We start from the raw sequence: 26,779 nt of genomic DNA, 5'->3' as shown, positions 1-26,779 counted from the left end.
ACGCACGGCCTGTCTGCTAATTGAGAACTGATCGGTAACTAGTTAAGAAGGCTTCCCTGAAGTTCCGCGCGCAGGTCGGGAGTCAGCACACTCCCGGCCCGGTCCACGAGCAGGGCCATCTCGTATCCCACCAGGCCGATGTCGGCCTCGGGGTGCGCGAGAACGGCGAGGGAGGAACCGTCGGAGACCGACATGATGAAGAGGAAGCCGCGCTCCATCTCCACCACAGTCTGGTTGACGGCGCCGCCTTCGAAGATCCGGGAGGCGCCCGCGGTGAGGGACGTCAGACCGGAGGCCACGGCCGCCAGCTGATCGGCCCGGTCCCGGGGGAAGCCTTCGGACATCGCCAGCAGGAGTCCGTCGGCGGAGACCACCACGGTGTGGGACACCCCGGGGGTGTTGTCCACGAAGTTGGTGATCAACCAGTTCAGATTCTGCGCCGCCTGGCTCATCGGGCTCACACTAACGCTCCTGGTTGTAGGTGTTACTTGTGTCCGACCCCGCGTTACGGCCCTGCTGGACGCCGCGGCGCAGGTTGCTCAACCTGCCGCGCACGTCCTCCGGAGCGCGGGAGACCTGAGGGCCGCCCTGCGGGGTCTGCTCGGCCGCGCCCTCGACCAGATTGGCCTTGGGCACCCGCCGGGGGAGACCGGAGGGAGTGACCCCGCCGGCCTTGGGCTCACGGAGCTTCTCGGCCCGCGTCCAGCGCTCGTCGTTGGTCGAGCGCCAGTCGTCTGCCGGTTCCGGCGTCTCGGCCTGCTCCTGCTCGGGCTCGGCCGGCCAGCTCTGCTGGCCGCCGCGCCGGGGCAGACCGGCGTCGGTCAGCGCGTGGGCGGTGGTCGGGGTGGGGCCCGGACGTTCGAAGCCTACGCGGTCCGCGGGGGCCTCGGGAACGCCCCGGGACTCCTCGGTGGATTCCGCTTCCGGCTGGAAGGGAGCCGCGTACGGGTCCTGGTAGGCGTTCTCCTGCTGCCAATCGGCTTGCGGCGCCTGGGCGGCGTACGGAGCCTCGTAAGAGCCCTGGTCGGCTGTGGAGTCCCCGTAGGAGCCTTCCGCATAGCCGGACTCCGGGTAGCCGTTCCGGGGCGCGTAGGAGTCCTGCGCGTAGGCGCCGGTGTGCTCGGGGGCGTACTGCTGGTTCTGGTACGAGCCGTCGTAGCCGCCCGCCTGCTGAGGCTCGTAGGAGCCTTCGTAGGACTGGTGCTGCGTGGCGTACTGCTGCTGACCCTCGTACGAGCCGTCGTACGCCGGGGACTGCTGTGCCTCCAACTCGTCCCGGAACAACGGGCGTTCACCGCCCTGCGCCTGGGCCTCCAGGGCCGCGCGGCGCTCCTCGCGCATCAACGACCGGTTGACCGGGTCGAGTTCGCGGGGGTCGGACTCATCGGCGTTCTCGTACCGCGAGTCGTCGAAGCCGAGCTCGGCCGCCGTGCGCATCGGCGCGGGGGCGGACGCGTACGGCTGCTCCTTGTGCTGCTCGGGGATGATCGAGGAGACCGTGAAGTCGTCGCCCAGCGGGTTGCTCTCGCCGCCGCCACCATGGGTGATCGGGTCCGGGAGCATGACCAGGGACGTGGTGCCGGCCTGCTCGCCCGAGGGGCGCAGCTGGACGCGGATGCCGTGCCGGTCGGCGAGCCGGCCGACCACGAACAGGCCCATGCGCTGGGAGACCGCAGCGTCGACGGTCGGCGGGTTGGCCAGGCGGTGGTTGATGTCCGCGAAGTCCTCGGCGGTCAGGCCGATTCCCTTGTCGTGGATCTCGACCATCACACGGCCGTCGGGAAGGCGGGTCGCGGTGACGCGGACCTTGGTCTGGGGCGAGGAGAACGTGGTCGCGTTCTCCAGGAGCTCGGCGAGCAGGTGCACGAGGTCGGTCACGGCCCGGCCGTGGATCTCGGCCTCCGGCACGCCGGACAGCTCGATGCGCTCGTACGACTCCACCTCGGAGGAGGCGGCGCGCAGCACGTCGACCAGCGGGACCGGCTGGTCCCAGCGGCGGCCCGGCTCCTCGCCGGCGAGGACCAGGAGGTTCTCGCCGTTGCGGCGCATACGGGTCGCCAGGTGGTCCAGCTTGAACAGGCTCTCCAGCTGGTCCGGGTCGGCCTCGTTGTTCTCCAGGTCGGTGATGAGGGTCAGCTGGCCCTCGATCAGGGACTGGTTGCGGCGCGAGAGATTGGTGAAGATCGCGTTGACGTTGCCCCGGAGCAGAGCCTGCTCGGCGGCGAGCCGGACGGCCTCGCGGTGCACCTGGTCGAAGGCGCGGGCGACCTCGCCGATCTCGTCCGTGGAGTCGATCGGGATCGCCTCGACCCGGGTGTCGACCCGGCCGGGTTCGGTGCGCGAGAGCTGGTCGACGAGCATCGGCAGGCGCTGCTCGGCCACGTCGAAGGCGGCGTTGCGCAGCCGGCGCATCGAGCGGCTCATCTGGCGGGCCACCATGCCTGCCAGGACGAACGCGGCGAGCAGCGAGACCACGACGATCGCACCGTTGACGTACGCGCTGGTCTTGGCGTCGTCGGCGATCTGGCCGGCCTCGGTCACGGCCCTGCCGACCAGGTCGTCCTCGATCTCGCTGTAGCCGTCGAACTTCGAGGTGGAGGCGGCCAGCCAGGACTCGGGCGTGATGCCCTGGGCCTTGAGCTGCTTGGTGGTCGCGCCCCCGCCGATCGCGGCGGCCATCCCGTTGTAGATCGAGCCGTCGGCCGCCGGGGACGCGCCGATGCGCGGGCCGTCGTCGGCCTGCTGCTTGGCCCCGGGGAACTCCTGGGCGACCTTGGCGGCCTTGGCTGCCATGACCTCCTTGAGGTGCTGGCTGTCAGCGTCCGTACCACCCGCGTCGAACTCGCCGAGGGCGATGAACTCCAGGTAGTTGTACGAGTTGAACGCCTTGACCTGCAGCTGGAAGGTCTTGGCGTCGTCGCTCGGCCGCAGGATGAGGTGCAGGCCGATGGAGCGCTGCAGCGACTCGGCGGACTTGGCGAGGTCGACCGCGTACACCATGCGGCCGTAGCTGGTGATGTTGCCGGTGCCCAGGCCGAGCTCGTTGGAGAACGTGCTCAGGTAGTGCGGGATCGCGGTGTAGCCCTCTTCGGTCAGCACCGGGTTCTTGGCCTCGACGCCCTTGGCGTACGCGGTCTTGCGCAGGTCTTCGAGGGTCTTCTCGGCTTCGCGGACCTTGGCCAGGCGGCGCTTGAGGCTCGGCGTGTCCGGCATGCCCTTGACGGCGTCGTCGAACTTGGCGCGGGCGGCGTCGGAGGTGGCGTACGCCTTGCTGACGATGTCGCTGTCGCGCTTGTTCTCAAGCAGGGGCTGAGCGGTGAGGTCACGCTCGTTGAGCAGCGCCTGGCCGTAGTCGGAGGCGGCGCGCACGATGTTCGCGACCTTCTCGGCGTTGCGGGCGTCGCGCCAGGTGGCTATGGACCCCTTCACCTCGAAGCCGCCCATGATGAGGCCGACCAGCACGGGGATGAGGAGGATCGCGTTCAGCCTGGTCGCCACGCGCCAGTTGCGCGGCGAGAAGCGGCTGCTGCTGCCCGGGGCGTCCTTGCCGGGAGCCGGGGCAGAGGTCTGGGGCGCGGGCGGTGACACCGCCGTGCGCTGCGGCGGGGTGAAGTTGCCCCGCGCCTGCTGCGTCGCGGAGCTCGTCCTGCTTCGCTTCACTCGACCAACAACCTCTCGGAGCCGGCACCCGTGGGGCGTGCCGCAGTGTGTTTCAGAGCCGTACTTCTCGGGGCCGTACTACTCGGGAGTTCGTCGAATTCCAGCACGTGGGACGGCTGCCATCCAAACGTCTGGAATCTCCGGTTCCGAGTGGCCAAAGCCTCAGATAAAACGGGCATAAAGAGCGAGCCCCGGCAAATGACGGGGCTGTTGTGAGCGCAGCGACACCAGATGAACGCGGCGGGTTGCGGTAACGCGCGAATTCTCTGTCGAAACGTTATGAACACAGGGGCGGATCGTGTCAAAGGACACAGTCCGCCCCCGTTTCGCCTACGACAACTGCCGTATACGAATGCCTACTTGAGTCGTGCCATGAGGGCGTGTTCGACGAGGGTGATGAGGGCGCTTTTGGCGTCTGCGCGGTGGCGGGCGTCGGTGACGATGATGGGGGTGTCGGGGCCGATCTGGAGGGCTTCGCGTACTTCGTCGGGGGTGTAGGGCTGGTGTCCGTCGAAGCCGTTGAGGGCGATGACGAAGGGGAGGCCGCTGTTTTCGAAGTAGTCGACGGCGGGGAAGCAGTCGGCGAGGCGGCGGGTGTCGACGAGGACGACGGCGCCGATGGCGCCGCGTACGAGGTCGTCCCACATGAACCAGAAGCGGTCCTGTCCGGGTGTGCCGAACAGGTAGAGGATCAGGTCCTGGTCGAGTGTGATGCGGCCGAAGTCCATGGCCACGGTGGTCGTGGTCTTGTCGCCGGTGTGTGTGAGGTCGTCGATGCCCGCGCTGGCGGAGGTCATGACGGCTTCGGTGCGCAGCGGGTTGATCTCCGAGACCGCGCCGACGAACGTGGTCTTGCCCACGCCGAAACCGCCCGCCACCACGATCTTCGCCGACGTGGTGGAACGGGCGGCACCGCCGCTAGAGCTTGCGAAGTCCACTGAGCACCCTTTCGAGCAGTGTCACGTCCGGCGTGCCGCCGGTCTCTCCATTGCCCGGCTGGTGGATCGCCACCATGCCGGCCTCCGCCAGGTCGGCCACGAGGATGCGGGCGACACCGAGCGGCATCTGGAGCAGCGCGGAGACCTCGGCCACCGACTTGACCTCACGGCACAGGTGGCATATCCGCTGGTGCTCGGGAAGAAGCGTGGCAAGGTGCGCCGGGTCTGCTGTGGTGCTGACCAGCGCCTCGATGGCGAGCTGGTAGCGCGGCCTGGTCCGGCCGCCGGTCATGGCGTACGGACGGACCAGCGGCTGGTCGCCCTCACTGTCGTACGCCGCGTCGTGCAGCGCGCCGTACGAATCGTGTGAGGCGGGTGGCGGGGTCATTGGTTCCTCCGGGCGGAGCGACAGCAAGGCATCTGCGAGCCGTCTGACAGGGCCGGTGGGGGGCGAGGTGCGGCCGGGACGGATATCTGCATCGTGCGGGAGCCGGTCCGGGCCGGAGGGGGCGGCGCCGGTGGCTTCCGACCCCCGGCCTCGCGAGCGGCTCGGCCGGGGGGTTTGCGGTCAGTGGAGCAGGCTGCCCTGGAGCTCGGCCCGCAGGTCCGGTGTCAGCACCGTGCCCGCGCGGTCGACCAGGAGGGCCATCTCGTAGCCCACCAGGCCGATGTCGCACTCCGGGTGCGCCAGTACGGCCAGCGAGGAACCGTCGGACACGGACATCAGGAAGAGGAAGCCGCGCTCCATCTCCACCACGGTCTGGGCGACGCTGCCCCCCTCGAAGATCCGGGAGGCCCCGGCGGTCAGCGAGGTCAGCCCGGACGCCACGGCGGCCAGCTGGTCGGCGCGGTCGCGCGGGAAGCCTTCGGACATGGCGAGGAGCAGGCCGTCGGCGGAGACCACGACCGTGTGGGACACCCCGGGGGTGTTGTCCACAAAGTTGGTGATCAACCAGTTCAGGTTCTGTGCCGCCTGGCTCATCGGACTCAACTAACGCTCCTGCTGGTGAGTGGGGTCCACGTGGAAGCTGCCGGTGGAGCCGTTGCCGGCCTGCCGGCCCTGCTGGATGCCCCGGCGGAGATTGGTCAGCCGGCCGCGCACGTCATCGGGCGCTCGGGAGACCTGGGGTCCTGCCTGGTGGTTCTGCTGCTGTGCGGTGCCCGGCACCAGGTTGGCGCGCGGGACCCGCTTGGGAAGACCGGACGTGGTCACGCCGCCGGCGGCGGGCTTGCGGGCCCGCTCGGCCTGGCGGACCAGATCGTCGTTGGGGGAGCTGCGCCAGGCGCCGGTGCCGCCCGAGGCGTCCGAGCCGTTGGCGCTGCCGTTCACGTTGCCGCTCGCGTCGCCGCTCTCGCGGACCGGGCGGCGCTCGGGGGCCGGCCGCTGCGGCGCGGCCTTGCGGCCCTGCGGAGCCTGCGGCTGCGGGGCCTGGGGTGCCTGCGACGCGGGCTGCTGCGGCTGGCCGCCCTGCTGGGCCTGCTGCTGGAACCAGTTGGTCTCCAGCGTGTCGAACAGCGGGGTCCGCCCGTCACCGGCACCGGCCGGCGGCAGGGCTTCCTGCTCCGGCTGCCCGGGCAGGCTGCCGGCCGGCTGGCGCGGGCCGCCGAAGTCGTTGCCGTCCCGGCGCTGACGCGGGGCGCCCTGACCGAAGTCCTGGCCCTGCTGGGGCGCCTGCTGCTGGTACTGCTGCGGCTGGACCGGCTGCGGCGCGGGGGGACGCGGCGCGTTGAAGTCCGGGCGGGCGAACTCGGAGGTCGCCGCCGGGTTCTGCCGCTCGTCGGCCGAGGGACGCGGGTACGAGCCGGTGTCCTGGCCGGGCCGGGCGAACTGGCCGGTGTTGGACGCGTCCTGGTTCGGGCGCGCGAACGAGCCGGTGTTGGAGGACTGGTCGCCGTACCCGTTGTAGGCACCCGGGCGCTCGAACTGCCCGGTCGCCGACGGGTCCTGCGAGGCCGGCGCGCCGAACACGTCGGGGCGTACGAACTGGCCGGTGCCCGAGTTCTGGTCCTGCTGGGTGCCCGGCGGGGGGCCGTCGAAGTCGGGGCGGGCGAACTCGGCGGTCGCGCCAGGACCCTGGCGGTCGTCGACGGCGGGACGCGGGTACTGGCCGGTGTGCTGCTCCGGCTCCTCGTGGCCGCGCGGCGCGTCCAGGGCCGAGGACTGGTCGGTGCCCCAGCTCGCGGCCTGCGGCCGGGCCTGCTGCTGCGCCTGCGGGTTGCCGCCGGGCAGCTCGGCGCGCGGGGCGCCGGGCGGCGGGGTGATCGGACGGTCGCCACGGCGCGGCGCGGGGGCTGCCGCCGGGCCGTTGCCGAACGCGGACTGCTGGCCCTGCTGCGGGGGCTGACCCTGCTGAGGGCCGCCGTTGCGGGGCGGCAGGGCCGCGCGCGGACCCGGACCACCGGTGACCTGGCCGCGCGGGGCGCCCGCGGCGAGCCGGCCGCCGGGAGCACCCGGGCCGCCGCTGAGCGGGCCCGCGGCGAGCCCGGCACGCGAGGGCGGACCGCCCGCGAGACCGGGACGGCCGCCCTGGCCGGCCGGAGCCTGCGGCTGACCGGCACCCGGCTTGCCGGGCACCTTCTTGCCGCCCTGGGCGACATCGACGGGCAGCATGACGAGCGCGGTCGTACCGCCGGAGTCGGACGGGCGCAGCTGGATGCGGATGCCGTGTCGCAGGGACAGGCGGCCGACCACGAACAGGCCCATGCGGCGCGAGACCGAGACGTCCACGGTGGGCGGCGACGCCAGCCGCTCGTTGATCGCGGCGAGGTCCTCGGGGGAGAGGCCGATGCCGGTGTCGTGGATCTCGACCAGGACGCGGCCGTCGGGCAGCGCGTGACCGGTGACGCGGACCTTGGTCTGCGGCGAGGAGAACGAGGTCGCGTTCTCAAGAAGCTCGGCGAGGAGGTGCACGAGGTCGTTGACCACGCGTCCGGCGACCTCGGTCGCGGGCACGGCGGCCAGTTCGATGCGCTCGTACTGCTCCACCTCGGAGGCGGCGGCGCGGAGCACGTCGACCAGCGGGACCGGGCGGGTCCAGCGGCGGCCGGGCTCTTCACCGGCGAGGACGAGGAGGTTTTCGCCGTTACGGCGCATGCGGGTCGCGAGGTGGTCGAGCTTGAACAGCGAGGACAGCTGGTCCGGGTCGGCCTCGCGGGACTCCAGCTCGGAGATGAGCGAGAGCTGACGCTGGATCAGACCCTGGGAGCGGCGCGAGAGGTTGGTGAACATCGCGTTGACGTTGCCTCGCAGGAGGGCCTGCTCGGCGGCGAGTCGTACGGCCTCGCGGTGCACGTCGTCGAAGGCCGCGGCCACCTTGCCGATCTCGTCGCGCGAGTGCACGCCGACCGATTCCACGGAGGTGTCGACGTCCTGCGGGTCCGACTCCGAGAGCTGCTTGACGAGCTCGGGCAGACGGTCCTGGGCGACCCGGGTCGCGGTGTCCTGCAGCCGCCGCAGCGAGCGGATCATGGAGCGGGCCACCACGAACGCGCCGACCAGCGAGACGCCGAGGACGACGAGGATCAGCACACCGTTGAGGATCGCGTCGCGCTGCGAGGTGTCGCGCAGCTCGCGGGCCTTCTGCTCCATCTCACCGAGCAGGGTCTGCTCGATGGTCTTCATTTGGTTGATCTTGTTGGAGTCCTGGTCGTACCAGTCGAGGTACGAGCGCTTCTGCTCCTGGTCGATGCCGCCGGGGTTCTTGAGCACGCGCTGCGAGTACGCGTTGGCGGCGGTGATCTCCGAGTTGCCCTTGTCCAGCGGGGCCATCAGCTCGGTGGAGTTGCCGCCGTTGGCCTCGTACACGTTCTGGAACGAGGCCAGGGCCTGGCGCTCGCCGTCCTGAGCGGCCTTCGCGTAGAGGCGGTCCGGTTCCTTGAGGTCGGCCTTGTCCGTCTTGGTGGCGGGCAGCGCGGCGGCGATGATCGCGCGCTGGACCGAGGCGTACTCCTTCGCGGAGGAGAAGGCCGCCAGCGCACGGGTCCGCTTGATCATCTCCGGGTTGGAGGTGGCCTGCGCCATGTCCTGGGAGAGGCTGAGCAGACCGCGGATGAGGCGGCTGTAGGACTCGACCGTCTGGGAGTCGGTGGAGCCGTCCTTGTACGCGCTGCGGCGGATGTTCTCCAGGTCCTGGAGCTGGATCGCGATGTTGGTGACGTTTCGCCGGATCGATTCCAGGGCGTCGTCGTTCTCCGTGCCGCTGACGTCCTGGGTCGCGTTGATGAACGACTTCTTGACCAGGTCGGTGGCCCCGCGGTCGGTCTGGACGCGGGCGTCGGAGGTCTTCGTGGCGAGCGGGCCCGCCGAGTCGTCGCGCTCGGTCTGGAGCGCGGCGGCGAGCTCGGTCGCCTGCTTGGTCATGTCGGTGAGCAGCTGCATGTGGTCGAGCTGCTGCATGTCGTTCATCGACTGGTTGATGCGCAGCCCGCCCAGGGTGGTCGCGGCGACCACGGGGAGGGCGAGCAGGGCGACCAGTCGGGTCGAGATGCGCCAGTTGCGCAGGGCTATTCGGGAACCCGTGTCGACGGGTCCCGTCGGCTTCCGCTCGGCGCCGTTCTGGTCGCCGCCGGAGGGACCCGAGGGCCCGCTGGTGCGCGCCGTCTGGCCGCTCGCCTCGCCGGCCGGCGAGGCGGAGGGGTTTTCGGGGCCCCGGGGGTTCTGGGCGTGCTGGGGCGAGGAACTGGCCGTCTTGGGGCCAGTCCCGCCCTGCGGCTCCTGCTCCGCCGCAGCGCTGCCATCCCTCTTGAAACGTCCCTGCACTAGCGTCGCAACCTCTGGACCAGGCGTCCCTCCGTAAAAACGGATAGGACGGTGTCGGCGTCATGGGGGGCACTGCGCGCCCCCTGTGTGGTCTGAGTGACCGGCGCTTGTCCTGCTCCCCCTCCCGCCGCTCACCCGGCGCTGCGTTGCGCCCCTGCGCGCCGGTCAGTGACCCGCGGCGGTGCGTGGAATTCCAGCACAGTGCCGGATCTCCAACAAGGCCCGCGTACCGGGCCGTGACCTGAGTGACACATTGTGAGTAACGCGTCACAAAATGTAGAAAGTGATCACGGAGAAAACGGACGAATGCTTACGAGTCGCTTACGGGTGGGGGGTGTCCCAGTCGCGATGATCAGGAGCGGAATGAAGGGTTCAATACCGGAATGTCCGTTCCTGGGCGGTCAGTTGACAGCCCCTTATATCCCTTTTGTGGCTTGATTCGTGAGCAAACTCACATGTTGATCGTCGTCTCTACGACCCTTTGCCGGGAATTCGAATGTTTAGCCTGACGCTTTACAGGGATGGCCAATCCGACAACCGGCGCCCCCGCGGCGCCCGTACCGACAGGGTTCGTAGCAGAGATGAAGACGACGATGATCATCCGGAACATAGCCAACCCGCGCCGCACCACCCTCGCGCACCTCGCGGACGCCGAGGAGCTGCAGCGGCCGGCCCAGCCGGAGCACACCGTCGAGCTGCCCACCCAGACGGCCAACCCGCGCCGCACCATTTTGATGAAGGCCCCGGCCCAGGCAGACGCCGCCGTCTGACCCGACGGCCCCCGCCGCGGACCGGCCCGGCGGCCGGTGAGAGGCTCCGCCGCCGGTCGCGCCGCGAAGCAATCGCACGGCCGGTGCCCCCGCCCGCGTTAGCCTGGAGCGTCAGACTCCAGCCAGTAACAGCCAAGCGAAATGAGGGGCGACAGCACTCGTGCGCATCGCCAGGTTCTCCATCGACGGCAATGTCGCCTTCGGAGCCGTCGAGGGCGAAGGCCCCGACGGTCTCGTACTCGACATCATCAAGGGCATCCCGTACGGCGACTTCGAACTCAGCGGCACCAAGGTGCCGCTGAGCAAGGTCCGCCTCCTGCCGCCCGTGCTCCCCAACAAGGTCGTGGCCATCGGCCGCAACTACGCGGAGCACGCGAAGGAGCTCGGCAACGAGGTCCCGGAGGTGCCGGTCGCCTTCTTCAAGCCGACCACCTCGGTGATCGGCCCCGGCGACAACATCGAGTACCCCTCCTTCTCCAACGAGCTGCACCACGAGGCCGAGCTCGCCGTCGTCATCGGCCGCATGTGCCGCGAGGTCCCGCGCGAGCGCGTCAAGGACGTCATCTTCGGCTACACCTGCGCCAACGACGTCACCGCCCGCGACGCCCAGCAGCGCGAGAAGCAGTGGGCCCGCGCCAAGGGCTTCGACACCTCGTGCCCGCTGGGCCCCTGGGTGGAGACCGACCTCGACCCCGCGGACCTCACCATCCAGGCCACGGTCAACGGCGAACAGCGCCAGCTCGGCCGCACGGCCGACATGATCCGCTCCATCGAGGACCTGGTCGTCCACATCACCGAGGCCATGACGCTGCTCCCGGGCGACGTCATCCTCACCGGCACCCCGGCCGGGGTCGGCCCCCTCAACGTCGGCGACGAAGTCGCCGTCACCATCGAAGGCATCGGCACTCTCACCAACAAGGTGATCAAGCGTGGCTAACGCGAACGTCCGCGTACGTTTCTGTCCCTCCCCGACCGGCAACCCCCACGTGGGCCTGGTCCGCACCGCCCTGTTCAACTGGGCGTTCGCCCGGCACCACGGCGGCACCTTCGTGTTCCGCATCGAGGACACCGACGCGGCGCGCGACTCCGAGGACTCCTACAACCAGCTCCTGGACTCCCTGCGCTGGCTGGGCTTCGACTGGGACGAGGGCCCGGAGGTGGGCGGCCCGCACGAGCCGTACCGCCAGTCGCAGCGGATGGACCTCTACAAGGACGTCGCCGAGAAGCTGCTCGCGGGTGGCTACGCGTACCACTGCTTCTGCACGGCCGTGGAGCTGGAGGCCCGTCGCGACGCCGCCCGCCTGGCCGGCAAGCCGTCGGGTTACGACGGCACCTGCCGCAACCTGAGCGCCGAGCGCATCGAGCGGTACCGTGCCGAGGGCCGCGAGGCGATCGTCCGCTTCAAGATGCCCGACGAGCCGATCACCTTCACGGACCTGGTCCGCGGCGAGCTGACCTTCACGCCGGACAACGTGCCGGACTACGGCATCGTCCGCGCGAACGGGGCGCCGCTCTACACGCTGGTGAACCCGGTCGACGACGCCCTGATGGAGATCACCCACGTCCTGCGCGGCGAGGACCTGCTCTCCTCGACGCCGCGCCAGATCGCGCTCTACAAGGCGCTGATCGAGCTGGGCATCGCGAAGGAGATCCCGTCCTTCGGACACCTGCCGTACGTGATGGGCGAGGGCAACAAGAAGCTCTCGAAGCGGGACCCGCAGGCCTCCCTGAACATCTACCGGGAGCGGGGCTTCCTGCCGGAGGGCCTTCTGAACTACCTCTCCCTCCTGGGCTGGTCGTTCTCGGCGGACCAGGACGTCTTCTCGATCCAGGACATGGTCGCGAAGTTCGACATCGCGGACGTGAACGCGAACCCGGCCCGCTTCGACCTGAAGAAGGCCGAGTCCATCAACGCGGACCACATCCGCATGCTGGACGAGAAGGCGTTCGCCACGGCCTGCGAGCCGTGGCTGCGCGCCCCGCACGCGAACTGGGCCCCGGAGTCCTTCGACGAGAAGGCCTGGCAGGCGATCGCCCCCCACGCCCAGACGCGCGTGACGGTCCTCTCGGACATCACGGCCAACGTGGACTTCCTCTTCCTCGATGCCCCGGTCGAGGACGAGGCGTCCTGGGCGAAGGCGATGAAGGAGGGCTCGGACGCGCTGCTTCGTACGGCCCGGGCGAAGCTGGAGTCGGCGGACTGGACGTCCCCCGAGTCCCTCAAGAACGCGGTCCTGGCGGCGGGCGAGGAGCACGGCCTGAAGTTGGGCAAGGCCCAGGCCCCGGTCCGCGTAGCGGTAACCGGCCGCACGGTGGGCCTCCCCCTCTTCGAGTCCCTGGAGATCCTGGGCAAGGAGAAGACCCTGGCGAGGATCGACGCGGCGCTGGCGAAGCTGGTGGCGTAGGTGTAGTCGGTACGTGGACGAGGGGCGGCAGCCGACGGGCTGCCGCCCCTCGGGCGTTTCTATCCCAGCCGCTGGGCGAGCACAGCGAGCCAGGCGCCGGGGGAGTACGGGGCTGGCGGGTCGACCTCCATGCCCAACTCGGCGACGGCAAGGGCGTATTGGGACTCGTCGAGGTCAAGGGCGACCAGCTCGTGCAGTTCCCCGACAACCTTGGCGACGAGCGAGAGGTCCGTCGTCCCGCGATAGTCCTCGATCGCGGCGTCGTGATCGTCGAACTCGTCCGGCATGTCCTGCGAGAACCAGCCGCCGAGCAATTGCCCGAGCTCGGGGAAGCGGGAATGCCACTCCCAGTGGGTGACGGGAGCGGAGGGCGCCGGCACTTCCCCCTCCTCGATGCTGTGCCGCAGGTGATCCGCGAGGACGGTGAGCCAGCCCTGGATCTCGGCGTCCCCGAGCCCCACGTCCGGAACCGGATAGAACTCCCCGAGCCGCTGTCGCAGCTTCCCGGGCGGGTGCTGGGCGTACTCCCGCAGCTGCTGTTCGGCGACGGCCAGAGCCCAGGGCCGGGTGTGCCAGGTGTGCCGGAGGTACGCGTCGAGCGCGGTGCTGCGCCGCTCGGGGGTGTCGTCGGCGACTTGCCCGACGTAGGCCCGCATGACTTGGTCCAACTCGCCGTAGCGGCGGTCGTGTTGCAGAGGTGTCAGAGGCATGGGGCGGCGCCTTCAGAGGTAGACGGGGAAGGTGGCGTGCACGGTGAATCCCTGCGGGCTGGACGCACTGCGCCGCAACACGACGCGCGCGGCCCGCACGTCCATCGCCCCCCGCCCGGCGTACGCCATGGCCTGGATCAGCACCCGCCCGACGGGCTCGTCGCGCGAAGGCCAGGCTGCCTCGATGGTGAGCCGCGCCCGCGTCGACTGAGCCAGCCACCGATGAATGACCTGCTCATTGAGAGTCACCACCTGTTGGGTCGCCCATTGGGCGGTTTCGTGATCGGGGTAGGTGGCGGCGCGGTTCCGCGTCGGCATGCTGCTCTCCGTGTCTTCGGCGTGGCCGTGGTTGGTGAAATATTCGGCCCCCGGCTCGAAGGATTCCAGGACTTCGGCACTGGAGCGGCCCAACATGAGGTCCGACTCGATGCGCAGCACACCCGGCCCGTCGAACAGTGATCCGCATGCGATGAATTTGAGGAGGTCTTCGGCGCCGCGATGCGGAGGGAACAAGGATTTCCCGTAGGCCGCCGACGGATATGTCTTCGAATGGTGGAGTCGAATGCGTTCCCTCAATGCTGCTCGGTGAAATGGATTTGAATGAGGTGCAGAATGTCACGAAAAATCGACATCGACGCCCATGGGATAACTGGCCGCAAAGCTTTTTCCATTTCCTCTTTGTTCGAGAAGATGAGCAGGGCCTGCTGCAGTTCGGCGGCGAGGGGCGGTAGTTCTTGATGGCATCCGGAAGGATGCTCGCTTTCGATGCCCTCCCGTAGTCCGTGGTCAAAGTCTTCGAACTCCCCGGAGCCTGCCCACCACTCGAACTGCTGTATCCGGGGGAACTTCATCCTCGCTTCCCACGCCGACATGGGAAGCTCCTGAAAATCTGGCAGTCCTTGGCGGTCGATCACCCGAATGAGGCCGGCGAGCATGCGCAGATGCTCGGGCCCGCTCGTACGTCCGGCGGCCTTGGCCAACCGCTCCATGAAGTCAACGGGAGGCTTGGAGGCCCCAGACCGTTCGAGTTCCTCGGACGCCAGGTCGAGCAGCGCGGCCACGGTGGCGACCGGCAGCGCCCAACGAGCGGCGTCGGAGTTGTCGATCGACCGACAGAAGCGGACCAGCTCATCCTCAAGCGGCGCCCCTCCGCGTTCCTGGCTGGAGATGCAAAGATCGAGGAGGCGCGCGATCGGGCCATCACTGAAGGCAGCCCCCGTGTAGGTGGTCATTGTTCGCAAATCCTATGGCGTCGTCGGTACGGAGGTCAGCACGATGAAAGGCGGATCGAGGCCGCGCACGTATCTCAGGGTCACACTCACACTGTGGGTGTCCTGTGCCTGAGCGGCCAAGCCCTGTGCGTCGTAACTGCTTCGGGTTACGGTGCGTCCCGTCACCTCGCTTCCGAAGGGGAGAGTCACGGTCCTGACCGAGTTGGTTCTGGGGGTCGCGAGAGCTTCCTGCCTCTTCACCCATCTCTCGATCTCGTCAGCCTTGTCGTAATCGTCAAGGACCCGCTGTGTGAGGCTCTGCGCAGAACTCAGGTCTTTGAATGTCGAAGCGGCACTGGGAAATGTCTGCCCGTTGCGCGAGACCTGCTGATCACGTAGGCGCTGGGCGAGCTGCTCATCGCTCTTTCCGACATGCTTGTCGATCGGATGGCTGCCATCCAGTGACTCTTGGTTTGCCAAGTCGATCGCGAAGAAATGATTGTCCTTGTCTCCTTGAGGAACCGTGTAGTTGTGCTCCCTCTTGAATTCGTTCAATGCGCGGGCCCCGACAGCCTCCGCCTGCCCCTCTTCGGCGGCATAGGCTGGGACACTCAGGTAGGCCTCGTCCAGCGGACCCATGAGCTTGGACAGCCCGTCGGCCAGCGTCTTGACCGTCCCGTTGTACGTGTCGACCGCCGAATCCAGCCGCCCCGTATCCAGGTTGTTGATGAACTCGACGGCGAGCTCGAACGCGCCGCCGAGCAGCGTTTCGAGTACGTCCCCGAAGTCCTTGACCTTCAGAGTCTTGTAGGCGGATTCGCGATAGACATCGGTGATCTCCGAGCGCACCTTCGCCACCGCCGTCCCGAAATGCGTGCACGCGTCGGCCAGCGAGCGGGCGGTGTCTTCCAGCACCCCCAGCGCGGGCTTCTGGCCGGCGGAGTGGTTCCATTTCTGGCCCGCCCGGTCCTGGCCCCAGGCCGTCGTCCCCCAGATGCTGCTGCAGAACTGCTTCATGGCGTTCTGCCATTCGCTGTGGCCGGACGCGGGGTTGGTGATGTACGCGATGGCGCCGTCGAAACCGTCGCCGGCCGCCTTGGCGTCCTTGGCGCCGGCTGTCCACGCCGCCGCGATCTCCGGGAGTACGAGATCGTCGCCACCGGGAGTGATGTCCGCGACCTTGCCGTGCCGCAGGACATCCCTGAGGACGGGCAGCAGGACAGACTCTCCGAATGAGCCCGCGACTTCCAGCACATCGCTGATGACGCGGTCGCCGAAGGCGTCCCCGGAGCCGTTCCCCCAGCCGAGTTCGGCCGCAGGCCAGTAGGAGGGCGGGCTGTGGATCACGTCGGGCTCGGGCTTGAGCCGGAGAGCCGGAGCCTGTTTGGGATCGGACAGGTACTCGGCCCGTACGTAGTTGTTGGCGGTGACCGTCAGCCCGACCGCCGCGCCGCCGACTCCCACGACCGCCTTGGCCCACACCTCTATGAAGCGTTTCGCGACCTTCGCGTAGGCGGCCGCGAAAGCCTCGGGGCCACTGCCGCGACCGCCCGCGTGGGCGTGGGTGTCCAGGGCGGCCAGGAGTCGTACGGCGCCGTCGGAGAAGTCGTACTGCTGGTTCCGCAGGATGTAGGACGTGTAGTAGAGGTGCGGCGGACTGACGTCGAAGCCGCTGCCCGGGTCCGGTGGCGCGGCGGGCTTGAGGGCTGCCACCTCGTCGTTCCGCCGACGGCGTGCCGATGCCGTGTCGTCGCGGGAGATGTCGTTGCCCTGCGGATCCTTGAGGGAACCGGGGGAGGGCGAGGGGGTCGGGGCCGGACCGCTCGGGGAAGTCGGGCCCGTGCCGGTAGGGGCGGGTGGAGTGGCAGAGGGCGAGGGAGAAGCGGAACCCGAAGGGGACGGGGACGGCGTGGACATCAGAGCGCGCCCCAGCCCCTCAGCACAGCCCGATGGGCGGCCGCGTAGTTCGCGTGGCCCGTGGTCACCACCTCGTGGAGCCAGGCCTGGCGGGCCTGGAGGTCCCTCATGTCACGGTCCCAGCGGTCGAGTTCGTCGATGAACGCCTCGCGGGCCTCGCCGTGCCACGTGAGGACGACTTTCTCGGTGCGGTCGTACAGCGTGCCCAGATGTGTGTTGAGCTGCTTGAGAATGTCCTCAAGTTCGCCGGCCAGGTGGCGCAGAGCCGCGAAGTCGACGGCTATGTGGTCGTCGGGCATGGTCTTCGGTTCCCCCCGAGTGAGGCGCTACAGGTCGTCGAGGCTGCTGCGCGTGGCCGGCGGCGCCTGGAGGGCATCGGCCTCGTGCTCCACGTCGACGTGGGACTGGACGTTGCGCATCGCCGCGAGGACATCGAGCTCCCGCTCCGTGAAACCGTCCCGGCTCATGAGGACCGCTTCCTGCACGACGCGGAGGGTTTCGCGGATGCGCACGGCGTCCTTGGCGGCGCCCCTGTGCAGGTCGCGGTAGGCGGAGCCCGTCGCGCCCTGCCAGCCGGCCTGGATCCGGTCGACGATTCCGTCCATGCGGCGGACCTGATCGTCCATATGGCGCCGCATTTCTTCGAGGTCATCGGCCAGCTTCCTCAGGCCGTCGTCGTCGGGCTCCTTGAGGTCCGGATTGCCTCGCATGCCGCCCCCGATGGCTCGTAACCCTGTGCGTTCGGCCTTGTTCGAAGAGCCTAACAACGCGCCCCAAGGGAACGGAAGTTGCTTATGGGACGGGAGGAGCGGCGTGGAGGTCGTCGCCCCCGACCCCGTTGTCAGTGCCCCGAGTTATGTTCTCTGACAGTGCACAACCGCTGCGAACCGCTGCCGCCACGCCTCACCGGGAGACCCCCATGCCCATGCCCGCCCCCGACTTCTCCTGGCACTTCACTCCGGGCAACGTGTTCGCCGAGGAGTCGGGCAGCACCGGCACGATGAGCGTGGTGCGGGGCGGGGAGTTGTGGCTGCACACCGGGCGGGTCATCGCCTGCGACCCGTTCGTCTCGCTCGGGGCCGGCGAGGCCGAGCCGTTCACGGCACAGGTGGAGCCGGGGCGGTACCGGGTGGACGCGGCCGTGGCGACGCTGGTGCGCGAAGGGGAGCCGGAGGCGGACACCCCGCATCTGAGGGTGGCCGCCGCGCGCCTGGTCATCAAGGACGTCCCCACCGTCTCCTGGGAGCTCGCGCTGCAGCCGGGCCAGGACCTCGCCGAGCTCGATGACGAGGAGTTCTTCGGATACGGGGTCGACGCGGGCACCGGCTGCTTCTACGACGCAGGCTCCGACGGCTCCTTCCCCGACTGCGAGGGCGACGAGGGCCCGCTGTGGGACGCCTTCGACACCGTTCCGCCGTCCCCGGGCCCGCACACCGTCACCGACGCAGCGACCGGCCACAACCTGATCGCCTTCACCTCGGGCTGGGGCGACGGCGCGTATCCCACCTGGATAGGCCGCGACGAAGCGGGCGCGATCACCTGCTTCGTCACCGATTTCTTCGTCGTCCCCATCGAAGCGCTCGCGCCGCTCGCGTCCTGACCCGCCGAGCCCCCGACGGCATATGCCAGAACACTGTCCGTACTCCGGACGCAGGCTCTAAGCTCGAAGCATGCCCATTCGCGCGGTCCTGTGGGACATCGACGACACGATCTTCGACTACTCCACGGCCTCCCGCTCCGGCATGCGTACGCACCTCGGCCTCGAAGGACTGCCCGGCGCGTACGAATCCGTGGAGCGTGCCCTGGACCGCTGGGAAGAGGTCACCGCCTACCACTGGGCGCGGTTCGCGTCGGGGGAGACCGACTGGTACGGGCAGCGCCGCGACCGCGTGCGGGCCTTCGTGGGCGAGGCCATGGACGACGAGGACGCCGACGCCTGGTTCGACCGGCACGTCGCGCACTACGAAGCCGCCTGGAGCCTCTTCCCGGACGCCCTGCCCGTCCTCGACGTACTCGCCGAGAGCTACCGGCACGCCATCCTGTCCAACTCCTCTCTCCCCAACCAGGAGCGCAAGCTCCAGATCCTCGGTGTACGGGACCGGTTCGAGGCGCTGCTCTGCGCCGCCGAACTCGGCATCGCCAAGCCGGAGGCGGCCGCCTTCCACGCCGGCTGCGAGGCGCTCGGACTGCCACCGGAGGAAGTCGTCTACGTCGGCGACCAGCCGGACATCGACGCACGCGGGGCGGACGAGGCGGGGCTCAAGGGAGTCTGGCTGGATCGCTCGGGGACCGGCGGACGACCCGAGCTCATACGCATCACGGGACTCGACCAGCTCCCTGACCTCCTGCGCCTCGATACCCGTTTTGGAGCGCCGGACACCTTCGGGTAATGTTCTTCCTGCGCCGAGGGAAGCGGGAAGAAAAGCCCCGAACCGAAAGCGCAAGCCGAGCAAAACTCCCCACGGGAGTTGCGTTTTGGTGGGCTATGGTGTAATTGGCAGCACGACGGTTTCTGGTTCCGTTAGTCTAGGTTCGAGTCCTGGTAGCCCAGCTCGCAGAGCTTTATCTGCAAGGCCCCCGTTGTGTAGCGGCCTAGCACGCCGCCCTCTCAAGGCGGTAGCGCCGGTTCGAATCCGGTCGGGGGTACAGATCCTTCCCGCGGGATCACCAGGGTCGCACCCGGTGAACTCGATGCAGGATCGCTAGGGCCCCCGTTGTGTAGCGGCCTAGCACGCCGCCCTCTCAAGGCGGTAGCGCCGGTTCGAATCCGGTCGGGGGTACTGGTCTAAACCACCATGGGCTATGGTGTAATTGGCAACACTACGGTTTCTGGTACCGTCATTCTAGGTTCGAGTCCTGGTAGCCCAGCGGGTCATTTCAAGATCCTGGATCTTCCTTGAAGGTCCGAAAACGCAGGTAGGCCCCCGTTGTGTAGCGGCCTAGCACGCCGCCCTCTCAAGGCGGTAGCGCCGGTTCGAATCCGGTCGGGGGTACGCACAGAGAATGGGCCCTTCGCATCTTGCGGAGGGCCTTTTCGTTTGCCCGGGCATGTATCCCGGCACGGATGCGGACGCACCCCGCGCACGCATCCCTGCGGGCTCAACTCCCGTATCGCACAGAGAAGTTCGGCACACCCGGCCCGAACCATCCCTTCCGCACCGCCCGTTGAACGGCCCCGGACGCACCTCCGGCCCACCGCTGCGGCGTTGAAGCGGTGGGCCGGAAAGTGGCAGAAGGAAAGACGTCAGCCGTTGCGGCGCAAGGCCTCGGACAGACGGGCGGCGGCGTCGATGACCGCCTGGGCGTGCATCCGGCCCGGGTGCCGGGTCAGGCGCTCGATCGGACCGGAGACCGAGACGGCGGCCACCACCCGGTTCGACGGGCCGCGCACCGGCGCCGACACCGAGGCCACGCCCGGCTCGCGCTCGCCGATCGACTGGGCCCAGCCCCGGCGGCGTACCCCGGAAAGGGCCGTCGCCGTGAAGCGGGCGCCCTGGAGGCCGCGGTGCAGGCGCTCCGGCTCCTCCCAGGCCATCAGGATCTGGGCGGACGAGCCGGCCTTCATGGTCAGCGTGGAGCCGACCGGGACGGTGTCGCGCAGTCCGGAGAGGCGCTCGGCGGCCGCCACGCAGATCCGCATGTCGCCCTGCCGGCGATAGAGCTGAGCGCTCTCGCCCGTCACGTCGCGCAGATGCGTCAGGACCGGGCCGGCCGTGGCCAGCAGGCGGTCCTCGCCGGCTGCCGCCGCGAGCTCGGCCAGGCGCGGGCCGAGAATGAAACGGCCCTGCATGTCCCGCGCCACCATCCGGTGGTGTTCCAGTGCCACGGCGAGGCGATGTGCCGTGGGTCGTGCGAGCCCAGTGGCCGCGACCAGACCTGCGAGGGTGGCCGGACCGGACTCCAGAGCGCTCAAGACAAGGGCAGCCTTGTCCAGAACGCCGACGCCGCTAGAGTTGTCCATGCAACGATATTCGCGTCTCACTCTGTGAAACGCAAGTTCAATTTTCTCCGGAAGTCGTCAAGCTGTACTGGCGATCCGTACAACGGAGCGCGGCCCCGCCCGGGGCGTGCGGTACGGGCATGGGCAATCGGTCTCTAGTAGTGCCGGCGAAGACGCCGGCCGGAGGGAAGGCGATGGGTAGGACACTCGCGGAGAAGGTCTGGGACGACCATGTCGTCAGGCGCGTCGAGGGCGAGCCGGACCTGCTCTTCATCGATCTTCACCTGCTGCACGAGGTGACCAGCCCGCAGGCCTTCGACGGGCTGCGCAAGAACGGTCGCCAGGTGCGGCGCCTGGACCTCACCATCGCCACCGAGGACCACAACACCCCCACCATCGACATCGACAAGCCGATCGCGGACCCGGTCTCGCGGGTCCAGCTGGAGACGCTGCGCAAGAACTGCGCCGAGTTCGGTGTCCGCCTGCACCCGCTGGGCGACGTCGAGCAGGGCGTTGTCCACGTGGTGGGACCGCAGCTGGGACTGACCCAGCCCGGCACCACCGTGGTCTGCGGCGACTCGCACACCTCCACCCACGGCGCTTTCGGCGCGCTGGCGTTCGGTATCGGCACCAGCCAGGTCGAGCACGTCCTGGCCACCCAGACGCTGCCGCTGGCCCCGTTCAAGACGATGGCCATCACCGTGGAGGGCGAGCTGCCCGACGGCGTCACCGCCAAGGACCTGATCCTCGCCATCATCGCGAGGATCGGCACCGGCGGCGGCCAGGGCTACGTCCTGGAGTACCGCGGCTCGGCCATCGAGAAGCTGTCGATGGAAGCCCGCATGACCATCTGCAACATGTCGATCGAGGCCGGCGCCCGCGCGGGCATGATCGCCCCCGACCAGACCACGTTCGATTACCTGGAAGGGCGCGTGCACGCCCCCCAGGGCGAGGACTGGGACGCGGCCCTCGCGTACTGGAAGACGCTGAAGACGGACGAGGACGCGGTCTTCGACGCCGAGGTCGTCATCAAGGCCGACGAGCTCTCGCCGTTCGTCACCTGGGGCACCAACCCCGGCCAGGGCGCGCCCCTGTCGGGAGAGGTCCCCGACCCGGCTTCGTACGAGGACGCTTCGGAGCGCCTGGCCGCCGAAAAGGCCCTGGAATACATGGGGTTGACCGCCGGGCAGCGGCTGCGCGACATCAACGTCGACACCGTCTTCGTAGGTTCGTGCACCAACGGCCGTATCGAGGACCTGCGCAACGCGGCGGCCGTCATCGAGGGGCGCAAAGTCGCCGACGGCGTACGGATGCTGGTCGTCCCCGGCTCGGTCCGGGTGGCCCTGCAGGCCATGGACGAGGGCCTGGACAAGGTGTTCACGGCCGCCGGGGCCGAATGGCGGCACGCGGGCTGCTCCATGTGCCTGGGCATGAACCCGGACCAGCTGGCCCCCGGCGAGCGCTCCGCGTCCACCTCCAACCGCAACTTCGAGGGCAGGCAGGGCAAGGGCGGCCGCACCCACCTGGTTTCGCCCCAGGTCGCCGCCGCGACCGCGGTTCTCGGCCATCTGGCCTCGCCCGCCGACCTCTCCGACGCCCGTACGCCCGCTGGAGTCTGATCAGCCATGGAAGCATTCACCACGCACACCGGCCGGGCCGTACCGCTGCGCCGCTCCAACGTCGACACCGACCAGATCATCCCGGCCCACTGGCTGAAGAAGGTCACCCGCGACGGCTTCGAGGACGGGCTCTTCGAGGCCTGGCGCAAGGACTCCGAGTTCATCCTGAACAAGCCCGAGCGCAAGGGCGCCACGGTTTTGGTGGCAGGACCCGACTTCGGCACCGGCTCCTCCCGCGAGCACGCGGTGTGGGCGCTGCAGAACTACGGCTTCAAAACGGTGATCTCGTCCCGCTTCGCCGACATCTTCCGCGGCAACTCGCTGAAGAACGGGCTGCTCACCGTCGTTCTCGACCAGAAAGTCGTGGACGCGCTGTGGGAGCTGACCGAGCGCGACCCGGGCGCCGAAATCACTGTTGACCTGCAGGACCGCCAAGTTCGCGCGGAAGGCGTCACCGCCGACTTCGAACTCGACGAGAACGCCCGCTGGCGGCTCCTGAACGGCCTGGACGACATCTCGATCACGCTCCAGAACGAGCCCGACATCGCCTCCTACGAAGCCCGCCGACCCGCCTTCAAGCCGAGCACGATCCAGGCCTGAACCGCGTATTGACCCCCCTTCGGCTGCATCGCGCCCCCCGTTTCCCGGATTGATTTCCGGGCGGGGGGCGCGTCGCGTTTTGGGCTCCGGGGGTGACGTCAACTAGCCTTGTGTGCAGGGCAGATGGCCGGATAGTCGCTTGCGCGATCGAGGGACCGTACGGACGTCCAGGAGTCGCTGGATTCGCTCAGTTGCCCCCGCCGGAGGTGACAACTCGCCTCAGATGGCACAATCGACGCATGGAACCCGACAGCCAACTCAAGCTCTACGGGCTGGTGGCGGACCAACTGAAAGAAGCGCACACAAGGGTGCGCGAACTGCAAGTCCCGGAGGGCGTACGGATGGCGCTGTCCCGGAAGCTGCTGGTCATAACAGCGGCTGCCAAACACGATCTCGCCGATGCGGCAACGCGTCTGGAGCGGTTGATGAAGGACCTCGACGAGGGCCGATTCCCCGAAGGTGACTGAGCCGTAAGGAACTCGGCGAGAGCCGACTTCGTTGCGGCACTAGGGTGATTAGCCCGTTTCGTGTTTGATTTGCGGTATATATCTGCCTAACGTGCGAAAAGGCCTGGACACTTTCGCTCAGGCAATGTCTCCGAAGGGGAAGACGTGAACAAGGCGCAGCTCGTAGAAGCGATTGCCGACAAGGTCGGCGGCCGACAGCAGGCCGCGGACGCGGTGGACGCGGTGCTGGACGCGATCGTCCGTGCGGTCGTCGCCGGCGACCGCGTCTCGGTCACCGGTTTCGGCTCGTTCGAGAAGGTCGACCGCCCGGCCCGGTACGCCCGCAACCCGCAGACGGGTGAGCGCGTGCGGGTCAAGAAGACCTCGGTTCCGCGCTTCCGCGCGGGTCAGGGATTCAAGGACCTCGTCGCGGGCTCGAAGAAGCTCCCGAAGAACGACGTGGCCGTCAAGAAGGCCCCCAAGGGCAGCCTCTCGGGCGGTACTTCCAGCCGCAGCACCGTCAAGAAGGCCGCGGCCAAGAAGGCCACCGCCAAGAAGACGGTCGCCAAGAAGGCCACCGCGGTGAAGAAGACCGCCGCGGCGAAGACCACGGCGGCCAAGAAGACCACCGCGAAGAAGGCCACCGCCAAGAAGACGACGGCCACCGCCAAGAAGGCCGCCCCGGCGAAGAAGGCCGCGACCGCCAAGAAGGCGGCCGCGAAGAAGACCGCCCCGGCCAAGAAGGCCGTCGCGAAGAAGGCGCCCGCGAAGAAGACCACGGCGCGCAAGACCACCGCCAAGAAGGCGACCGCTCGCAAGAAGTAGTCGCCGGCGGCAAGGCTCACGCGCCGGGCCGGGCTCCCCTCGGGGAGACCCGGCCCGCGGCCGTTTTCGGCCAAGTGACCCCGCGCGCCGCGCGGCTCAGAACGTCTGCAGCGTCACCAGCGTGATGCGCAGCTCCGCACCGGGCCCCTCGGTCTCGAGACGGACCCGCTGGCCCGGCCGCAGCAGCCGCAGCCCGCCCGCGTCGAAGGCCGGGGCCCCGAATTCCACCGGGGTGCCGTCATCGAGCAGCACACTGCCGCTGCGGGTCTCGGAGTCGTATGTGTACGCGGTCGCCTGCATACCGGCAGCCTAATGCCCCCGTACGGGGTCCAGGGCGTCCTGCAGGGCGGCGGTGGCCGGGCCCGGGCCGAGGGACAGGGCGGCCCGCAGGTCCGTGCCCGTGTCGACGTCCCGGCGCACCGAATCCACGCCGTCGAGCAGGATTTCCGTGGCCCCCGAAGCCGAATGGGCGGCCCGTGAAGGACCGCCGAAAGCCGGGTTCAAATCCCGGCCGGGAACCGCCGAAAGGAAAGTCGTCCCGATTCCCGCCGCATCCGCGAGAAATGCCCGCGGAAATGCGGCGGCCGCGGCGAGCACCCGGCCCAGTTCCGCGGGGCGCAGCGCGGGCAGGTCCGCGTTGAGGGCGGCCACCGGGAGCGCCGGATGCCGCGAGCGCACCCGGTACGCCCCGTGTTCCAGCGCCGCGTTGAGGCCCGCGCCGGGGGAGTCGGGCACGATGCGCGCGCCGAGCGCGGCCAGCTCCGCGCCCGCCAGCGGGTCGTCCGTGACGACCGCCACATTGCCCACCGCGGCACAGTCGAGCGCGGCGGCCACGGTGTCGAGCGCGAACGCGAGGGCGAGCCGCGGCCGGAGCTCGTCGCCGACGGCGGCCGCCAGCCTGCTCTTGGCCAGCGCCAAGGGCTTCAGCGGGATGACGAGGGACCAGCGGGCAACTGTGGCGGTGTTCGTGGCGTCCCCTCCGTCCGGGCGCCGCCCCGAAGTCGGCCGGGCGGCGGCGGGCTTCATTGTCACCCGCCCGGACGGCCGGTGCGTGGGCCGGGGCGTACGGTGTTCTCGACAGACCAGGGGCCTGGGGCGACACTTGCCCCCAGCAGCCACGCAGGGTCAGTTCCCCCGGGTCTCGCACAGGCCCGGCCGGGTCCACAGAGGAAGGTGTCCGAGTGTCCCGCCGCAGAATCGGCTTCTGGTACCGCCTGGCGGCGGTCATCGCAAAACCGCCGCTGGTCGTTCTGTTCAAGCGGGACTGGCAGGGAATGGAGAACATTCCGGCCGAGGGCGGATTCATCACCGCCATCAATCACAACTCGTATCTGGACATGTTCTCGTACGGGCATTTCCAATACAACACGGGCCGAGTGCCCCGATTCCTGGCGAAGGCCGCGCTTTTCAAGGCCCCCGGCGTCGGGATCCTGCTGCGCGGCACGGGACAGATTCCCGTCTACCGCGAGTCCACCAACGCGGTGGGCGCCTTCCGGGCCGCCGTGGACGCCGTGGAGCGCGGTGAATGCGTCGCCTTCTACCCCGAGGGCACCCTCACCCGCGACCCCGGCCAGTGGCCGATGACCGCGAAGACCGGCGTCGCACGGGCCGCCCTGATGACACGCGCGCCCGTCATCCCGATCGCCCAGTGGGGCGCCAACTTGGCGATGCCGCCGTACGCCAAGGAGAAGAAGGTCAACTTCTTCCCGCGCAAGACGCTTCAGGTGAAGGCCGGTCCGCCGGTCGACCTCGACCGGTTCTACGGCAAGGAGCCGACGCCCGAGGTCCTCAAGGAGGTGACCGAGGTCATCATGGCCGCGATCACCTCGCTCCTTGAGGAGTTGAGGGGCGAGAAGGCCCCCGAGAAGCCGTACGATCTGCGCGAAGTCCGCGCGCGGCAGCGCCGCGAGGCCGCCGGGGAGGGCACCAAGTGACACACGGCACCACCAAGGCAGCGGTGTTCGGGACCGGTTCGTGGGGCACGGCGTTCGCCATGGTCCTCGCCGACGCGGGCTGCGAAGTGACCCTGTGGGCCCGCCGCCCCGAACTCGTCGAAGCGGTCAACTCCACGCGCACCAACCCGGACTATCTGCCCGGCATCGAACTCCCCGCGTCCGTACGGGCCACCACCGACCCCGCCGAGGCCGCGGCCGGCGCCGACTTCACCGTCCTCGCCGTCCCCTCGCAGACGCTCCGCGACAACCTCGCCGCCTGGGCGCCGCTGCTGGCCCCCGACACCGTGCTGGTCTCCCTGATGAAGGGCGTCGAACTCGGCACCGCCAAGCGGATGAGCGAGGTCATCGCCGAGGTCGCCAAGGTGTCCGAGGACCGCGTCGCCGTGGTCACCGGGCCCAACCTGGCCAAGGAGATCGCCAGGCGGATGCCGGCCGCGGCCGTCGTCGCCTGCCGCGACGAGGCCGTCGCCCAGCGCCTCCAGGCCGCCTGCCACACCCCGTACTTCCGCCCGTACACCAACACCGACGTGGTCGGCTGCGAACTGGGCGGCGCCGTCAAGAACGTCATCGGGCTCGCCGTCGGCATCGCCGACGGCATGGGGCTCGGCGACAACGCCAAGGGCTCGCTCATCACCCGCGGCCTCGCCGAAACGACCCGCCTGGGCCTCGCGATGGGCGCGGACCCGCTGACGTTCTCCGGCCTCGCGGGCCTCGGCGACCTCGTCGCCACCTGCTCCTCGCCGCTGTCGCGCAACCACACCTTCGGCACCAACCTCGGCAAGGGCATGACCCTGCAGGAGACCATCGCGGTCACCAAGCAGACCGCCGAGGGCGTCAAGTCCTGCGAATCCGTGCTGGATCTGGCCCGCCGGCACGGCGTCGACATGCCCATCACGGAGACCGTCGTCGGCATCGTCCACGAGGGCAAGCCGCCGGTCGTCGCCCTCAAGGAGCTCATGTCGCGCAGCGCCAAGGCCGAGCGCCGCTGACCGGACCGGGCCCCGCGGCCGTGGATGGGACGCCT

The 26,779-nt window shown here is 69.2% G+C and carries 26 protein-coding genes and 5 tRNA genes; 16 read left to right on the top strand and 15 right to left on the bottom strand.

Translation table 11 applies throughout. The features are described from left to right. Positions 1-38: 38 nt before the first annotated feature. From ACWC2B_RS13640 to ACWC2B_RS13615, 6 genes are all read right to left on the bottom strand, one after another. Positions 39-452: a roadblock/LC7 domain-containing protein gene (locus ACWC2B_RS13640; RefSeq protein WP_053725133.1), complete on the bottom strand. Its 414-nt coding sequence runs from the start codon at positions 450-452 to the stop codon at positions 39-41. Positions 453-462: 10 nt separating this feature from the next. Beyond that, complete coding sequence (locus ACWC2B_RS13635; RefSeq protein WP_450716627.1) at positions 463-3,660, bottom strand: nitrate- and nitrite sensing domain-containing protein; 3,198 nt, start codon at positions 3,658-3,660, stop codon at positions 463-465. Positions 3,661-4,016: 356 nt separating this feature from the next. Next, positions 4,017-4,598: a GTP-binding protein gene (locus tag ACWC2B_RS13630; protein ID WP_100577621.1), complete on the bottom strand. Its 582-nt coding sequence runs from the start codon at positions 4,596-4,598 to the stop codon at positions 4,017-4,019. Continuing rightward, positions 4,579-4,986 (bottom strand): DUF742 domain-containing protein, encoded by a 408-nt coding sequence (locus ACWC2B_RS13625; RefSeq protein WP_189968088.1) that lies wholly within the window; start codon positions 4,984-4,986, stop codon positions 4,579-4,581. The genes ACWC2B_RS13630 and ACWC2B_RS13625 overlap by 20 nt, the downstream gene beginning before the upstream one ends. A 180-nt stretch (positions 4,987-5,166) precedes the next feature. After that, on the bottom strand, positions 5,167-5,580 hold the full coding sequence (locus ACWC2B_RS13620) for a roadblock/LC7 domain-containing protein (protein ID WP_053727886.1): 414 nt from the start codon (positions 5,578-5,580) through the stop codon (positions 5,167-5,169). A gap of 9 nt (positions 5,581-5,589) precedes the next feature. After that, positions 5,590-9,357 (bottom strand): nitrate- and nitrite sensing domain-containing protein, encoded by a 3,768-nt coding sequence (locus tag ACWC2B_RS13615; protein WP_450716626.1) that lies wholly within the window; start codon positions 9,355-9,357, stop codon positions 5,590-5,592. Positions 9,358-9,938: 581 nt separating this feature from the next. Between ACWC2B_RS13615 and ACWC2B_RS13610 the strand changes: the two genes are divergently transcribed. From ACWC2B_RS13610 to gltX, 3 genes are all read left to right on the top strand, one after another. Further along, entirely contained in the window at positions 9,939-10,127 is a 189-nt protein-coding gene (locus ACWC2B_RS13610) for a hypothetical protein (RefSeq protein ID WP_053727888.1), read from the top strand. Between the two features lie 160 nt (positions 10,128-10,287). Then, positions 10,288-11,064 (top strand): fumarylacetoacetate hydrolase family protein, encoded by a 777-nt coding sequence (locus tag ACWC2B_RS13605; RefSeq protein WP_399489059.1) that lies wholly within the window; start codon positions 10,288-10,290, stop codon positions 11,062-11,064. Further along, positions 11,057-12,532, top strand: a complete 1,476-nt coding sequence (gltX, locus tag ACWC2B_RS13600) for a glutamate--tRNA ligase (protein ID WP_450716625.1) — start codon at positions 11,057-11,059, stop codon at positions 12,530-12,532. Before ACWC2B_RS13605 ends, gltX begins: the two co-directional genes overlap by 8 nt. A 59-nt stretch (positions 12,533-12,591) precedes the next feature. Here gltX and ACWC2B_RS13595 read toward each other — a convergent pair whose 3' ends face one another. From ACWC2B_RS13595 to ACWC2B_RS13570, 6 genes are all read right to left on the bottom strand, one after another. Next, on the bottom strand, positions 12,592-13,242 hold the full coding sequence (locus ACWC2B_RS13595; protein ID WP_450716624.1) for a contact-dependent growth inhibition system immunity protein: 651 nt from the start codon (positions 13,240-13,242) through the stop codon (positions 12,592-12,594). Positions 13,243-13,254: 12 nt separating this feature from the next. Continuing rightward, on the bottom strand, positions 13,255-13,560 hold the full coding sequence (locus ACWC2B_RS13590) for an RNase A-like domain-containing protein (RefSeq protein ID WP_450716745.1): 306 nt from the start codon (positions 13,558-13,560) through the stop codon (positions 13,255-13,257). A gap of 254 nt (positions 13,561-13,814) precedes the next feature. Continuing rightward, positions 13,815-14,474 carry a hypothetical protein gene (locus ACWC2B_RS13585; protein ID WP_450716623.1) on the bottom strand — a complete coding sequence of 220 codons (660 nt, stop codon included), beginning with the start codon at positions 14,472-14,474 and terminating at the stop codon, positions 13,815-13,817. Positions 14,475-14,486: 12 nt separating this feature from the next. After that, positions 14,487-16,166, bottom strand: coding sequence for an RNase A-like domain-containing protein (locus ACWC2B_RS13580; RefSeq protein WP_450716622.1), 1,680 nt, complete (start codon positions 16,164-16,166; stop codon positions 14,487-14,489). Positions 16,167-16,369: 203 nt separating this feature from the next. Further along, entirely contained in the window at positions 16,370-16,669 is a 300-nt protein-coding gene (locus tag ACWC2B_RS13575; protein WP_386038673.1) for a WXG100 family type VII secretion target, read from the bottom strand. Positions 16,670-16,696: 27 nt separating this feature from the next. Further along, positions 16,697-17,080 (bottom strand): WXG100 family type VII secretion target, encoded by a 384-nt coding sequence (locus tag ACWC2B_RS13570; RefSeq protein WP_450716621.1) that lies wholly within the window; start codon positions 17,078-17,080, stop codon positions 16,697-16,699. A gap of 209 nt (positions 17,081-17,289) precedes the next feature. Here ACWC2B_RS13570 and ACWC2B_RS13565 point away from each other — a divergent pair, with 209 nt between their 5' ends. From ACWC2B_RS13565 to ACWC2B_RS13535, 7 genes are all read left to right on the top strand, one after another. Further along, positions 17,290-17,970 carry a DUF4241 domain-containing protein gene (locus tag ACWC2B_RS13565; protein WP_450716620.1) on the top strand — a complete coding sequence of 227 codons (681 nt, stop codon included), beginning with the start codon at positions 17,290-17,292 and terminating at the stop codon, positions 17,968-17,970. A gap of 70 nt (positions 17,971-18,040) precedes the next feature. Next, positions 18,041-18,760 carry an HAD family hydrolase gene (locus ACWC2B_RS13560; protein WP_450716619.1) on the top strand — a complete coding sequence of 240 codons (720 nt, stop codon included), beginning with the start codon at positions 18,041-18,043 and terminating at the stop codon, positions 18,758-18,760. An 89-nt stretch (positions 18,761-18,849) separates the two neighbouring features. Further along, a tRNA-Gln gene (locus tag ACWC2B_RS13555) sits at positions 18,850-18,921 on the top strand. 22 nt (positions 18,922-18,943) lie between these two features. Next, positions 18,944-19,016, top strand: a tRNA-Glu gene (locus tag ACWC2B_RS13550). Positions 19,017-19,077: 61 nt separating this feature from the next. Further along, positions 19,078-19,150: transfer RNA gene (locus ACWC2B_RS13545), tRNA-Glu, on the top strand. 16 nt (positions 19,151-19,166) lie between these two features. Further along, positions 19,167-19,238 (top strand) — tRNA-Gln (locus tag ACWC2B_RS13540). A 52-nt stretch (positions 19,239-19,290) separates the two neighbouring features. After that, positions 19,291-19,363: transfer RNA gene (locus tag ACWC2B_RS13535), tRNA-Glu, on the top strand. A 251-nt stretch (positions 19,364-19,614) separates the two neighbouring features. Here the strand turns inward: ACWC2B_RS13535 and ndgR are convergent. Beyond that, positions 19,615-20,331 (bottom strand): IclR family transcriptional regulator NdgR, encoded by a 717-nt coding sequence (gene ndgR / locus ACWC2B_RS13530; RefSeq protein WP_005311436.1) that lies wholly within the window; start codon positions 20,329-20,331, stop codon positions 19,615-19,617. A 173-nt stretch (positions 20,332-20,504) separates the two neighbouring features. On the opposite strand from ndgR, the gene leuC reads away from it, so the two are divergent. From leuC to ACWC2B_RS13510, 4 genes are all read left to right on the top strand, one after another. Then, the gene (gene leuC / locus ACWC2B_RS13525; protein ID WP_450716618.1) at positions 20,505-21,929 is read left to right on the top strand and encodes a 3-isopropylmalate dehydratase large subunit; all 1,425 of its coding nucleotides are present in this window, start codon (positions 20,505-20,507) and stop codon (positions 21,927-21,929) included. A gap of 6 nt (positions 21,930-21,935) precedes the next feature. Beyond that, positions 21,936-22,529, top strand: a complete 594-nt coding sequence (gene leuD, locus ACWC2B_RS13520; protein ID WP_450716617.1) for a 3-isopropylmalate dehydratase small subunit — start codon at positions 21,936-21,938, stop codon at positions 22,527-22,529. Positions 22,530-22,768: 239 nt separating this feature from the next. Next, positions 22,769-22,996, top strand: a complete 228-nt coding sequence (locus tag ACWC2B_RS13515; protein ID WP_450716616.1) for an SCO5555 family protein — start codon at positions 22,769-22,771, stop codon at positions 22,994-22,996. A 144-nt stretch (positions 22,997-23,140) separates the two neighbouring features. After that, positions 23,141-23,800, top strand: a complete 660-nt coding sequence (locus ACWC2B_RS13510) for an HU family DNA-binding protein (RefSeq protein WP_450716615.1) — start codon at positions 23,141-23,143, stop codon at positions 23,798-23,800. Between the two features lie 96 nt (positions 23,801-23,896). Here ACWC2B_RS13510 and ACWC2B_RS13505 read toward each other — a convergent pair whose 3' ends face one another. Both ACWC2B_RS13505 and cofC read right to left on the bottom strand, forming a co-directional pair. Then, the gene (locus ACWC2B_RS13505) at positions 23,897-24,100 is read right to left on the bottom strand and encodes a hypothetical protein (protein ID WP_450716614.1); all 204 of its coding nucleotides are present in this window, start codon (positions 24,098-24,100) and stop codon (positions 23,897-23,899) included. A 9-nt stretch (positions 24,101-24,109) separates the two neighbouring features. Then, on the bottom strand, positions 24,110-24,826 hold the full coding sequence (cofC, locus tag ACWC2B_RS13500) for a 2-phospho-L-lactate guanylyltransferase (RefSeq protein ID WP_450716613.1): 717 nt from the start codon (positions 24,824-24,826) through the stop codon (positions 24,110-24,112). A 155-nt stretch (positions 24,827-24,981) separates the two neighbouring features. Between cofC and ACWC2B_RS13495 the strand changes: the two genes are divergently transcribed. Continuing rightward, positions 24,982-25,734: a lysophospholipid acyltransferase family protein gene (locus tag ACWC2B_RS13495; protein WP_450716612.1), complete on the top strand. Its 753-nt coding sequence runs from the start codon at positions 24,982-24,984 to the stop codon at positions 25,732-25,734. Then, positions 25,731-26,744 (top strand): NAD(P)H-dependent glycerol-3-phosphate dehydrogenase, encoded by a 1,014-nt coding sequence (locus ACWC2B_RS13490; protein WP_450716611.1) that lies wholly within the window; start codon positions 25,731-25,733, stop codon positions 26,742-26,744. Before ACWC2B_RS13495 ends, ACWC2B_RS13490 begins: the two co-directional genes overlap by 4 nt. Positions 26,745-26,779 lie beyond the last annotated feature (35 nt).

This window comes from Streptomyces sp. NPDC001415, assembly GCF_053597395.1.
The sequence above is the reverse complement of the archived record's forward strand: the minus strand, read 5'-3'. Positions and strand labels throughout refer to the sequence as shown.